Annotated in this window: 10 protein-coding genes and 1 pseudogene; 5 read left to right on the plus strand and 6 right to left on the minus strand. The window is 67.8% G+C overall.

The features are described from left to right. Positions 1 to 26 precede the first annotated feature (26 nt). From cls to AASM09_RS21640, 5 genes and pseudogenes are all read right to left on the minus strand, one after another. Positions 27 to 1,445 (minus strand): cardiolipin synthase, encoded by a 1,419-nt coding sequence (gene cls, locus AASM09_RS21620; protein ID WP_049427247.1) that lies wholly within the window; start codon positions 1,443 to 1,445, stop codon positions 27 to 29. A gap of 231 nt (positions 1,446 to 1,676) precedes the next feature. Beyond that, positions 1,677 to 1,844 carry a 50S ribosomal protein L33 gene (rpmG, locus tag AASM09_RS21625; RefSeq protein ID WP_169411268.1) on the minus strand — a complete coding sequence of 56 codons (168 nt, stop codon included), beginning with the start codon at positions 1,842 to 1,844 and terminating at the stop codon, positions 1,677 to 1,679. Between the two features lie 10 nt (positions 1,845 to 1,854). After that, positions 1,855 to 2,091, minus strand: a complete 237-nt coding sequence (gene rpmB, locus AASM09_RS21630; RefSeq protein WP_005411638.1) for a 50S ribosomal protein L28 — start codon at positions 2,089 to 2,091, stop codon at positions 1,855 to 1,857. A 324-nt stretch (positions 2,092 to 2,415) separates the two neighbouring features. Continuing rightward, positions 2,416 to 2,925 (minus strand): annotated as a pseudogene (dnaQ, locus tag AASM09_RS21635) (DNA polymerase III subunit epsilon). A gap of 56 nt (positions 2,926 to 2,981) precedes the next feature. Then, positions 2,982 to 3,875 (minus strand): LysR family transcriptional regulator, encoded by an 894-nt coding sequence (locus tag AASM09_RS21640; protein WP_049427246.1) that lies wholly within the window; start codon positions 3,873 to 3,875, stop codon positions 2,982 to 2,984. Positions 3,876 to 3,984: 109 nt separating this feature from the next. On the opposite strand from AASM09_RS21640, the gene AASM09_RS21645 reads away from it, so the two are divergent. From AASM09_RS21645 to AASM09_RS21665, 5 genes are all read left to right on the plus strand, one after another. Beyond that, positions 3,985 to 4,374: a RidA family protein gene (locus AASM09_RS21645; RefSeq protein ID WP_049427243.1), complete on the plus strand. Its 390-nt coding sequence runs from the start codon at positions 3,985 to 3,987 to the stop codon at positions 4,372 to 4,374. Positions 4,375 to 4,561: 187 nt separating this feature from the next. Then, the gene (locus AASM09_RS21650; protein ID WP_049427242.1) at positions 4,562 to 4,894 is read left to right on the plus strand and encodes a hypothetical protein; all 333 of its coding nucleotides are present in this window, start codon (positions 4,562 to 4,564) and stop codon (positions 4,892 to 4,894) included. Between the two features lie 56 nt (positions 4,895 to 4,950). Continuing rightward, positions 4,951 to 6,204 carry a TolC family protein gene (locus AASM09_RS21655; protein ID WP_100443724.1) on the plus strand — a complete coding sequence of 418 codons (1,254 nt, stop codon included), beginning with the start codon at positions 4,951 to 4,953 and terminating at the stop codon, positions 6,202 to 6,204. Beyond that, positions 6,201 to 7,406 carry an efflux RND transporter periplasmic adaptor subunit gene (locus tag AASM09_RS21660; protein ID WP_049426734.1) on the plus strand — a complete coding sequence of 402 codons (1,206 nt, stop codon included), beginning with the start codon at positions 6,201 to 6,203 and terminating at the stop codon, positions 7,404 to 7,406. Before AASM09_RS21655 ends, AASM09_RS21660 begins: the two co-directional genes overlap by 4 nt. A gap of 10 nt (positions 7,407 to 7,416) precedes the next feature. Beyond that, a complete protein-coding gene (locus AASM09_RS21665) occupies positions 7,417 to 10,626 on the plus strand; it encodes an efflux RND transporter permease subunit (RefSeq protein ID WP_049426735.1) in 3,210 nt (1,069 codons plus the stop codon). Between the two features lie 103 nt (positions 10,627 to 10,729). On the opposite strand, the gene AASM09_RS21670 is transcribed toward AASM09_RS21665, so the two are convergent. Further along, positions 10,730 to 12,499 (minus strand): DUF885 domain-containing protein, encoded by a 1,770-nt coding sequence (locus tag AASM09_RS21670; RefSeq protein ID WP_049426736.1) that lies wholly within the window; start codon positions 12,497 to 12,499, stop codon positions 10,730 to 10,732. Between the last annotated feature and the right edge of the window lie 204 nt (positions 12,500 to 12,703).

Consider the following 12,703-nt stretch of genomic DNA (forward strand, 5'->3'; position numbering starts at 1 on the left):
TGCCGAAGCGGGCGGTTGCCGCCGTTTCACATCAACGCATCGGCCAGCCGTGCGATGCCTTCGCGGCTGCGCCGCCACGTGGGACGGCTGCGCCACTGCTGCAGGTCCAGCTGCCGCGACTCGCGCAGGTAGCCATCCTCGATCGCGCACAGCTGCTGCACCAGCGCGCGGTCGTAGCAGATCAGGCCGATTTCGGCATTCAGCGCAAACGAGCGGATATCCATGTTGATCGAACCGAGTACGGCGATGTCCTCGTCCACGCTCATGTGCTTGGCATGCAGGAACTGCGGCTCGTACAACGCGATGCGTACGCCACAGCGCAGCAGCTCGTCGTAGTAGGCCTCCTGTGCCCACGAGGTCAGCCGCTGGTTGTTGCTGGCCGACAGGATCAGCTGCACCTCCACGCCGGACAACGCGGCAATGCGCAGCGCGCTCAGCGTGGCCTCGTCGGGCACGAAGTACGGCGTGACCATCACCAGCCGTCGCCGTGCCAGGTGGATCAGCGCCGCCACCGCATCGCGCGCGTTGCTGTACGGGTAGGCCGGGCCACTGGGCAGCAGCTGGGTGGCGATGTCGTCGCTGCACTCGGGCACATCGGCAATCACGTCCAGGCGCTGGCCGGTTTCCATGTACCAGTCGCTGGCGAACACCGCTTCCAGATGCGCCACCGCCGGGCCACGCACGCGCGCCACCAGCTCGCGGTTCGGGTGGCCGGGCACGAACTGCGGGCCGGCCAGGTTCTGCGAACCGACATAGGCCACTTCGTTGTCGATCACCGCGATCTTGCGGTGGTTGCGCAGGTCCATGCGCCCGCTGCGGCGCCAGCGCAGGCCACCGGGCAGCATCGCGCGCACTTCGATGTCGCGCGCTTCCAGGCGGATGCGGTAGGCGCGCAGACCGCGCTTGGCGCCCACCGCATCGAGCAGCACGCGGCACTGCACGCCACGCGCGGCAGCGCGCTGCAATGCCTCGACGATGGCCTCGCCCACCGCATCGTCGAACATCAGGTAGTACAGCAGGTGCACGCGGTCTTCGGCCTGGTCGATGTCGGCGATGAGCGTGTGCAGCGATTCGTCGTAGTCGGTCAGCAGATCGACCGCATTGCCGTGCACCGGCATGAAATCGCCCTGACGCTGCACCAGCGGCACGATCTCGGCGCTGGCGGTGTCCGGCTGCGGGGTCCAGCGCAGGCGGTGCTGCAGCGCCTGTTCCTCGCGGATCACCTGCGAGGCTTCGGCCTGGCGGCGGATGCGCTCGCGCGACAGCCACGGGTGGCCGAACAGCAGGTACAGCGGCAGGCCCAGCAGCGGCACGAAGCCGACCAGCAGCAGCCAGCTGCGCGCCGCCCCCGGCGTGGTGCGGGTGGGAATCCAGCACAGCGCGACCAGCCGGATCAGCCAGTCGATCAGCAGCAGATACGAACCCAGCAACCACTCGAACAGCATCGCGTCGCCCGTCGGGAGGTGATGGGCCATTCTGCCCAGCAGGGTGTGTAGAGTCGAGCCGCGCTGGACGGCCTTGAACCAGCGTGTCGACCAAGGTCGACACCTACCAGGCGCGGGGACAGCGCGCCGACCCACGGTCGGAACCCACAGGCACCCACCACGGGAACATCGGGCATGAAAAAACCCGCCACATGGGCGGGTTTCTTCGCGGGGATCAGCAATCCGTGCGGATTACTTGATCTTGCCTTCCTTGTACAGGACGTGCTTGCGCACGACCGGATCGTACTTCAGGAATTCCATCTTCCCCGGGGTGTTCTTCTTGTTCTTGTCGGTCGTGTAGAAGTGGCCGGTACCGGCCGAGGAAATCATACGGACCTTATCGCGCTTGCCTGCCATGATGCTTTACTCCTCAGACCTTTTCGCCGCGCGCACGCAGCTCAGCCAGAACGGAATCAATGCCGTTCTTGTCGATGGTGCGCAGTGCATGCGCGGAAACACGAAGCTTGACCCAGCGGTTCTCGCTGGCCACCCAGAAACGGCGCTCGTGCAGATTCGGCAGGAAACGACGACGGGTCTTGTTGTTGGCGTGCGAGACGTTGTTACCCGTCTGCACTCGCTTGCCGGAAACCTGGCATACGCGGGACATTGCGCACCTCGATAGTAGTAGTTGTCAGCCCGTAGCCCGGGAGACGGCGGCCTCGATGGTTGCCCACCACACGTCAAGAGAATCAAAGGGTTACGCTGGCGTTGGGCGGCCGGGGACGTGCTCCCGGGGGCGCCGCCCGGTAGAAAACCGGACACAGCGAGCCGCGCATTATGCACGGGCTCAAGCACTTGCGCAAGTTACCCACAGGCTGCGGCTGAACACGGCGGCGGGAGCCCTTGTAGAGCCGAGCCCACGCTCGGCTCTGGCATTCCGGGACACAGCAGCCGAGCATGGGCTCAGCTCTACAACAACGACCGGGCCGGTTCAGCGCAGGTGCGGGATGACCTGGGCCAGCAGATGGGCGTCCTTCAGCGCGCCGTGCAGGCCGCGCGTCCCTGGAATGCGCAGGCGCTGCAGCACATCGTCCAACTTGTTGCCCTAGCCGGGCCAACGCCCGCGCGCCAGCTTCAGGCTGCAGGTGATGCGGCAGTGCTGGGCCAGCGTGGCGGGAATGCCGGCCAGGCGCAGCTCATTGTCGAGGAAACCCACATCGAACGTGGCGTTGTGCGCGACCATCTCGCTGCCGCGCAGGAATTCCAGCAGTTCGGCGGCCTTGCTGGCGAACAGCGGCTTGTCCACCAGCATCGCATCGCTGATGCCATGCACGCGCTGTGCGCCCCAGTCGACCCTGCGCTGCGGTTGCAGGTAGGTGTGGAACTGGCGCCCGGTGAGCTGGCCGTCGATCAGTTCGACGGCACCGATTTCGATCACCCGGTGCCCCAGGCGGTGGGAGATGCCGGTGGTTTCGGTATCCAGTGCAACGATGCGGCTCATGCGTGGCGATGTTTCCTGTTACGTGCGGTGGTGATTTTCGCACGCGACCGATGCACTCACCCCAGCGCTTCCACCACCCAATCAATGAACACCCGCAACCGCTGGCTCATGTGCCGGTTCGGCGGGAACATCACGTGCATCGGCATCGACGGCAGTTGCCAGTCCTCCAGTAGCGGCAGCAACTCGCCGCGCGCCACGTGCGGTTCGGCCATGTAGCTGGGCAGCGCCACCACGCCGAGTCCGGCCAACGCAGCGGCCAGATAGGCGTTTCCGTCATCGAAGCCGACCGTATAGCGGCCCTGCACCTCAACGCGTTCATCGCCGCGCTGCGCGCTGAACACCCGCGCCCGGCCACTGCGCGGGCTGAGAAAGCCGACCATGTGGTGATCGGGCCCTTGCAGCGCGCGCGGATCGGTCGGCAGGCCGAAACGCTGCACATACCCGGGGCTGGCGTGGAAACCGATCGGCAGCGCCGCCAGCGGTCGCGCCACCAGTGCCGGGTCGGTCGGGGTGCCACCCCGGATCACACAGTCGACGTTGTCGGCGATGACATCGACTTCGCGGTCGCTCACGCCGACGTCCAGCTGGATCTCCGGGTAGCGCGCCTGGAACTCCGGCAGCGCCGGCACCAGCCGTAGTCGCGCGTAGGGTCCGGGCACATCCACCCGCAGGCGGCCGCGCGGCTGGCTGACTGCGTCGCCCAGCCCGCCCTCCACCTCTTCCAGCTCGGCCAGCAGGCGGGCGATGCGCGGGTAGTAGGCCGCGCCGTCGGCGGTGACGCTGACCCGGCGCGTGGTGCGGTTGAGCAGGCGCAGCCGCAGGTGTGCCTCCAGCTGCTGCACCAGCTGGGTGACCGTGGTGCGGCTGATCTGCAGCGTGTGCGCCGCACGGGTGAAGCTGCCGGTTTCCACCACCCGGGCAAACGCCCGCATCGCCTCGAAGCGGTCCATCGAACTGCCATGATTGTTTGGAATTGACAATCAATCTAGGCCGATCATCGCGGTTTATCCAGACAGCGCTGGCGCGGAGGATGGCGTTCTCTCCCACGGGATCTTCCCCATGTCACAGCGTGATGTCGTTTTCCCCACCGGCCGCCAGGCCCTGTACGCGCACAACCGCTACTCGCCGGCGATCCGATCCAACGGTTTCCTGTTCGTCTCCGGCCAGGTCGGCAGCCGCGAGGACGGCTCGCCCGAACCGGACTTCGAAACCCAGGTGCGCCGCGCCTTCGAGAATCTCAATGCGGTGTTGGCTGCTGCGGGCTGCACGTTCGATGACGTGATCGACGTGACCGTGTTCCTGGTCGATCCAGAGAAGAACTTCGAGAAGGCCTGGGCGATCGTGCCGGAGTATTGGGGCGAGGCGCCGCACCCGACCCTGACCGGTATCGGCGTGACCTGGCTGTATGGGTTCCAGTTCGAGATCAAGGTGATCGCGAAGCTGCCGTGACCTTCGCTGTAGAGCCGAGCCCATGCTCGGCTGAGCGCGCAACAGCAGCCGAGCATGGGCTCGGCTCTACAGAAGCGCAGCCCGGTGGGCCGAAAGGCCCGCCCCACCTGAACGGGAGATTCCGACGAATTCCCGAAGCGGCCATTGATATTGTATCCGGCGAAAACCGCTTGCTAGCCTCCCCTTCATGCGCTGGATCACCCGCCACCTCCGTTCGACCCTGCTGATGCTGCTGATGGCGGCATTCGTGGTCGTGCCGGTGGCCGACGCGCTGGCGTGCACGGTGGAACCGCACGCCAGCACGGTGCATGTGGAGTCCGCACCGGATTCCGATGGCGACAGCGACGGCAAGCATGTCGGTGCCTGTGGCCACAACCACTGCCACCATTCCAACCTGAGCCTGCCGGCACACACGCTGGCCGCGTTCGGGGCGCCGCTGCCGGCGCGCTGGATGAGTGCGGGCGATGCGGCGGCCTATGCGGTTGCCCAGGATGAATTGACGCGTCCACCCCGGGCGTGAGTTGAGCGCGTCCCGCGATTGCGGGCTCCCGTTTCACTCACAACCGGAATCCCCCTATGTCGATCCTGACACCTCGGTCGCCGCGTGCGGCCGGGCTGGTCGTCGCTGTGCTGCTGGGCCTGGCCCCGGCGGCATCGGTGATGGCGCAAGCCGCCCCCTCCTACGACACCCTGCTTGAACGCCTGGACCAGCTGCCCGGCACCCGTGTGGGTACGGCACTGGCCGAGGCCGCCGATGCGCGCGCCGACCAGGCCCGTGCGCTGCCCAATCCCTCCCTTTCCTGGTCGGCCGAGAATGCCTGGGGCTCCGGCACCTACCGTGGCATGGGCAAGGCCGATACCGTGCTCACCCTGTCCCAGCCGCTGGAGGTCTGGGGCCAGCGTGGCGCGCGCGTTCGTGCCGCCCGGGCCGAGGCACAAGCCGCTGCCCTGCGTGGTTCGCAGAGCCGCAGTGATGTCGCCAGCCAACTGGCGGCGGTCTACGCACAGGCGGAAAGTGCATTGCGTCGTTACGCCCTCGCCGGCGAAGCGTTGACCCTGACCCGCGACGATGCGGCTGCCGTCAATGCGATGGTCAAGCAAGGCCGCGAACCGCAGCTGCGCGCGGTGCAGGCGCAGAGCGAAGTGGCCAACGCCAGCGCCGCGCTGGATGAGGCACAGGCCTTCCGCGATGCCGCACTCGCACGCCTGGCCGGCACCGCGCTGCTGGATGCGCCGGTGCAGTCGATCGACAACAGCCTGCTCGATCGCGTGCCACCGCTGCCGCGCGGGGCCACCGATACCGCACTGGCAGTGCGCATCGCCGAAGCCGAAGCCGATGCGGCGGGCAAGCTGGTGGACGTGGAGCGCAAGCGCGCCCTGCCCGACCTCAGCGTCACCGCCGCGCAGACCCGCTTCCGCGAAGGCGGCGAGCGTGCCTACAACCTCGGGCTCAGCCTCAGCATCCCGTTGTTCGACCGTAACCGTGGCGGCATCCGCGCCGCCAACGCCGACCAGCGCGCGGCCGAAGCGCGCCTGGACCAGCAGCGTCGCGACAGCGAGGCCGAGCGCCTGTCCGCCGTGGCCGGTCTGAAGGCCGCCGGCAGCCGTACCCGCGCCGCCGATGAAAGCGTGGTCGCCGCCGAAGAGGCCTATCGCCTCGCACGCATCGGCTTCGACGCCGGACGCATCTCGCAGCTGGAACTGCGCAGCACGCGCAGCGCCCTCATCGCCGCCCGCGGCACCGCCGTGGATGCGCGCCTGTCGCGCGTCGGCGCGGAAATCGATCTTGCCCGCCTGGAAGGGCGCGCACCTTTTGTGGAGGCCCCATGACTCTCTCCCGTTCCTTTCCCCTGATCGGCGGCCTCCTGCTGACCGTGTTCCTGGCTGGCTGCGCCGGCAACGCGCAGACGCCGGCGAATGAAGATCCCGCTGCGGCCAAGGCCGGCACCGACGATGGCCACGGCCACGCCGCCGACAGCAAGGAAGCCAAGGCAGAAACCGCGAAGGCACCGGCGGACGCCGATGAAGGCGTGGTGCAGCTGACCCCGGAGCAGATCAAGGCCTCCGGTATCGAAGTGGTTGCCGTCGGTCGCGGCGGTGGCGGTTCCACCCGCCTCGCAGGCCGGGTCGAGCCCTCGGTCGGTGCGCGTGCCTCGGTAGCCTCCACGGTGACCGGCCGCGTCGAACGCGTGCTGGTTGCACCGGGCACCGCGGTGAAGCAGAACCAGGCACTGGCCATCGTGGTCAGCGGCGAGGCGGCGGTGTTCCGTGCCAATGCGCTGGCCGCATCGGCCGAAGCCGAGGCCGCACGCCTGGCCTATGGCCGCGACAAGGCGCTGGTCGACCAGGGCGTGGTCGCGCGCCAGGAAATGGAAGCCTCGCGCGCCCGATCGCTGGCGGCACAGGCGCAGGCGGCCGCGGCACAGGCGCAGGCCGCCGCCAACGGTGCGCCCGATGCCAGTGGCCGCGTGCGCATCACCAGCCCGGTGGCCGGCATCGTCGGCAACGTGCAGGTCACCCCGGGTGGCGTGGTCGCCGCCGGCAGTGCCGTGGCCGACGTCGCCGATCCGGCGATGAACGAACTGGTGTTCACCGCGCCGCCGGCGCTGGCCGCGCAGGTCACGCCGGGCATGACGCTGGAAGTGAGCGTACCGGGGGGCAGCTTCACCGCTACCGTCACCGGCTCGGCCGCCGATGTGCGCCAGCAGGGCGGCGTGGCGGTGATCCGCGCCACGCCGGTGGATGCGTCGCTGCCGCCGGCGGGTTCGCCGGTGTCGGCGGTGGTGGTCACAGAAGGCCAGGACGGTTCGCTCAGCGTGCCCGCCGATGCGGTGCAGAACGTCGATGGCAGCAGCGCGGTGTTCGTCGCCGTCGATGGCGGGTTCAAGGCACAGCCGGTGCTGGCCGGGCGTCGCGCCGGCGACCGCATCGAGATCCTCGGTGGGTTGAGCGGCAACGAGCGCATCGTCGGTGCCAACGCCTTCCTGCTCAAGGCCGAACTGGCCAAGGGCGAAGCCGAGCACGGCCACTGAGGAGGCGACCATGTTCAAGCTGATCATTGAAACAGCGGTGCGCCACCGCTGGCTGGTGGTGTTCCTGGCGGCGCTGATCGCTGCGGTGGGCCTGTTCCAGCTGGGCAAGCTGCCGATCGACGCGGTGCCGGACATCACCAACCGCCAGGTGCAGATCAATACGGTGGCACCTGCACTGACCCCGGAGCAGATCGAGCGGCAGGTGACCTACCCGCTGGAAACCGCGCTGGCCGGCATTCCCGGCCTGTCCACCACGCGTTCGCTGTCGCGCAATGGCTTCTCGCAGGTCACCGCGATCTTCACCGATGCCACCGACATCTACTTCGCACGCCAGCAGGTGGCCGAACGCATGCGCGAAGCGGCCGATGACCTGCCCGATGGCGCATCGCCGATGCTGTCGCCGGTCACCACCGGCCTCGGCGAAGTGCTGATGTGGACGGTGGACTTCACTACGTTCGATCCGGCCAAGCTGGCCAAGCCCGGTGAAGCCGGCTGGCAGGCCGGTGAGGTCTACCGCACACCGGAAGGCAACCTGCTGCGCACGCCGGAAGAACGCGCGACCTACCTGCGTACCGTGCAGGACTGGATCATTGCGCCGCAGATGCGCTCCAGCCCGGGGCTGGCCGGTGTCGATACGGTCGGCGGCTACGTCAAGGAATACGGCGTGCATCCGGACAGCGCGCGGCTGGCCGCGCACGGCCTCGGCCTGGCCGATCTGGTCACTGCCCTGCAGCGTTCCAACGTGCAGGCCGGCGCCGGTTTCGTGCAGCGTGCCGGCGAAGGTCTGGTGGTGCGTGCCGATGGCCTGGCGCTGACCACCGAGGATCTTGCACAGGCGCCGGTGGCTACCCGCAATGGCGTGGTGGTGCGCGTGGCCGATGTGGCCACCGTGGAACTGAGCCGCGCGCCGCGCCTGGGTGCAGCCAGCCGCAACGGCCACGAGGCCGTGCTGGGCACCGCGCTGATGATTGCCGGTGGCAACAGCCGCACCGTGGCGCAGGCCGCGGCCGCACGCCTGGAACAGGTCAACAAGTCGCTGCCGGCCGACATCGTGGCGGCGCCGGTGCTGGACCGCAGCGTGCTGGTCAATTCCACCATCAAGACCGTGGCCAAGAACCTCACCGAAGGCGCACTGCTGGTGGTGGTGGTGCTGTTCCTGCTGCTGGGCAACCTGCGTGCGGCGACGATCACCGCGCTGGTGATTCCGCTGTCGTTCCTGTTCGCAGTGATCGGCATGAACCGCTTCGGCATCAGCGGCAACCTGATGAGCCTGGGTGCGCTGGACTTCGGCATCCTGGTTGACGGTGCGGTGATCGTGGTCGAATCGACGCTGCTGATGCTCGGCCAGCGCCGCGCCGAACTGGGCCGTGCGTTGACCGCGATGGAACGGCTGCGCGTGGCCGCCGATTCGGCAATGAAAATGGCGCGACCGGCGGCGTTCGGCCAGCTGATCATCCTGCTGGTGTTCGCGCCGATCCTCACCCTGGAAGGCGTGGAGGGCAAGACGTTCCACCCGATGGCGGCGACCTTCATGCTGGCCCTGGTCGGTGCCTTCCTCTTCTCTTTCACTTTCGTTCCGGCGATGGCCGCACTGCTGGTGCGCGAGCCGAAGCTGAAGGACGGCGATGCCCATGCGAACGAGGGCGAGCACGAAACCAGGCTGATCCGCGTGCTGCGTGCGCGCATCGAACCGGTGATCCGCAAGGCCGTGGCGCATCCGCGCACGGTGGTGGCCGGTGCGGTGATGATGGTGGTGGTGGGGATCGGCTCGTTCTCGCTGCTGGGCCGTGAGTTCATGCCGACGCTGGACGAAGGCAACGTGGCGATGCAGGCCCTGCGCGTGCCGTCGACCTCACTGGAGCAGTCGCTGGCGATGCAGCTGGCACTGGAGAAGGCGATCGCCAAGCAGCCGGAAGTGGAGACCGTGTTCTCGCGTACCGGTACCGCCGAGGCGGCGATCGACCCGATGCCGACCAACATCTCCGACAGCGTGATCGTGCTGAAGCCGCGCAAGGACTGGCCCGATCCGAAGCTCGCCAAGGACGAACTGGTAGCGCGTTTCGAAGCGCTGGCCGGGCAACAGCTGGGCAACAGTTTCGAGTTCAGCCAGCCGATCGAGCTGCGCTTCAACGAGCTGATTTCCGGCGTGCGTACCGATCTGGCGGTGATGATCTTCGGCGATGACTTCAGCCAGCTGCAGAAGGTGGCCGACCAGGTGGCACTGAAGCTGCGTGCGGTGGATGGCGCGGCCGACGTGCGGGTGGAACAGATCTCCGGCCTGCCCACACTGAACGTGGCGATCGACCACGTGGCGGCGGCGCAGTACGGGCTGACCGCCGCGGATGTGAGTGATGCACTGTCCACCGGCATCGGCGGTACCACGGCCGGCAAGATCTTCGAAGGGGATCGCCGCTTCAACGTGGTGGTGCGCCTGGACGATGCCTCGCGCAACGATCCGGACCAGCTGGCGTCACTGCCGATCGCCACGCCGTCGGGACTGGTGATTCCACTGTCGTCGGTGGCCCGCATCACGGTCAGCGAAGGACCGAACCAGATCAGCCGCAACAACGGCAGCCGCCGCGTGGTGGTGCAGGCCAACGTGCGTGGGCGCGACCTGGGTGGCTTCGTCGGCGAGGCGCAGGCCGCCGTGGCCGATGTGGCGCTGCCACCGGGCGCCTACCTGACCTGGGGCGGCCAGTTCGAGAACCTGCAGCGCGCGGAGAAGCGGCTGGCGACGGTGGTGCCGGTGGTGTTCCTGCTGATCGGCAGCCTGCTGTTCATGGCCCTGCGCAGCGGCAAGGAAGCCATTCTGGTGTTCAGCTGCGTGCCGTTGGCGCTGGTCGGCGGCATCCTCGCGCTGCTGCTGCGTGGCATGCCGTTCTCGGTGTCGGCGGCGGTCGGCTTCATCGCCGTCTCCGGCGTGGCGACCTTGAACGGCCTGGTGCTGATGCAGGCGATCCGCGAACGCCTGGATGCCGGCGACCTGCCGCTGCAGGCGGCGATCAACGGTGCTTCCAGCCGCATCCGCGCGGTGCTGACCACGGCGCTGGTGGCGATCGTCGGCTTCATTCCGATGGCAATTGCCAGCGGTTCCGGTGCGGAAGTGCAGAAGCCGCTGGCGACGGTGGTGATCGGTGGCTTGATCACGGCTACCGTGCTGACCCTGCTGGTGCTGCCGACGTTTGCGGCGCGCGTGGCCAAGCCGCGGGCGGTGGGGTGAGCTGAGAGGGGGTCGGAGCCCTTTCCGGGGGAAAGGGATCCGACCCCGTGACAGGGTCGGATCCCCGCCCTTCGGGCGGGGCTCTGACCCGATCACACGACGGTCAGGCCTTCTTGCGTTCGGCGATGTAGGCCTGGATCTGTTGTTCCAGCACCGGCAGCGGCACCGAGCCCTGCTTCAGCAGGGTGTCGTGGAAACCCTTGATGTCGAACTTGTCGCCCAGCTCCTTCTCGGCCTGCGCACGCAGGCGCACGATGGCGATCTCGCCCAGCTTGTAGCTCAGCGCCTGGCCCGGCCAGGAGATGTAGCGATCCACTTCGGTGGTCACTTCATGCTCGCTCAGCGCGGTGTGGTCGCGCAGGTAGGCCAGCGCCTGCTCGCGGGTCCAGCCCTTGCTGTGCACGCCGGTGTCGATCACCAGGCGCGCCGCACGCCACATTTCGTAGGTCAGGCGGCCGAAATCCTCGTACGGGGTTTCGTAGATGCCCATCTCCACGCCCAGCTTCTCGCAGTACAGCGCCCAGCCTTCGCCATAGGCGGAGATGTAGGCGTTGCGGCGGAACTCGGGCAGGTTCTTCTGCTCGGCGGCGATGGCGCCCTGCAGCGCGTGGCCCGGATCGGATTCATGCAGGGTCAGCGCCGGCAGGTTGTACAGCGGGCGCGATGGCAGGTTGTAGGTATTGAGCCAGTAGGTGCCCATGCCACCACGGCCGGCAGTCCAGAACGGCGCGATATCCGGCGGTACCGGCACGATGGTGAAGCGCGCGCGCGGCAGCGTCATGTACTTGCCGAGCTGGCCATCGGCGCGCTTGGAGATCCACGCAGCACGCGACAGCAGCTCTTCCGGCGTCTTGGCATAGAACTGTGGATCGGTACGCAGGAAGGTCAGGAACTCGGCGAAGCTGCCCTTGAACTTCACCTGCTTGATGATGTCGTTCATCTCGCCCTGGATGCGTGCGACTTCCTCCAGGCCGATGCGGTGGATCTCGTCAGGCGACAGGTCCAGCGTGGTGTATTCGTGGATCTGCTGCTTGTAGTACGCCTTGCCATCGGGCATCGCTTCGGCGGCCAGGGTGGTGCGCGCCTGCGGCACGTACTCGCTGACGAAGAAGGTGCGCAGCTGCTGGAACGCCGGCACCACCTTGCCGCTGATCGCCGCGCGCGCCTGCGCCTGCAGCCTGGCCTGTTCGGCGGCCGGAACAGTATTGGGCAGCTTCTTGAACGGCGCATACAGCGGCGATTCGGTCGGGTCCTTCAGCTCGGCGACGGTGGCGATGGACACCTCGCGGCCATCGAGCACCGCACGCGGCACGCTGAAACCACGCTTCAGGCCGGCGCGCATGTTCTCGGTCTGCTGACCGAAGTAGCGCGGTACGTCATTCAAGCGTGCGATGTAGTTCTGGTAGTCCTGCACGGTCTTCATCTCGCGCCGCGCCATGAAGGACAGGTTGGACCAGAACGAGGAGTCGGCGTTGAACGGCATCTCATAGCCGCGCAGGCGCACTTCCTCGGCCAGGTTGAACACCTGGTCGTGGTAGATCGCGTAGTTGACCTGGTTGTCGGGCGAGAGCGTCTTCGGATCGATCTTCTTCAATGCGGCCAGGGTTTCATCCCAGACCTTCAGGCGCGCCTGCTGCGCGGCCGGGCCGACGTCGGGCATGCGGGTGGCGTTGGCCGGGGCGTCTTCGTCCTCGCTGGCCTCGCCGCCGCCTTGCTGGCGCCATTTCCATTCCTTCTCATACAGTGCGCGGAAGGCGGCATCGGCAGGCGATTCGGTGGCGACGCTGGCCGGCGCGGCGGCGGGCGGCGCGGCCAGGGCCACGGCGGGGGCGGACAGGGCGATCAGCAGGGCAACGGCAAGACGGGTTTTCACGAGCACAGGTTCCCGGGAAGGCAGACCCCGATCATGGCACCCCCCACCGCCGGTGGCATGGGACGAAGGTCCTGCCTGCAACGCAGGCAGGGCCGGGAACCGGCCGCAGGCCGGGACCCAAGCGCCGGAGGCGCGTGGTAGCGCGGGGCCATGCCCCGCGAGCGCGCAGCGCGGAAAAGATACATCCGCCGGGCATGGCCCGGC

This window comes from Stenotrophomonas maltophilia (assembly GCF_039555535.1).
Taxonomy (GTDB): Bacteria; Pseudomonadota; Gammaproteobacteria; order Xanthomonadales; family Xanthomonadaceae; genus Stenotrophomonas; species Stenotrophomonas maltophilia_Q.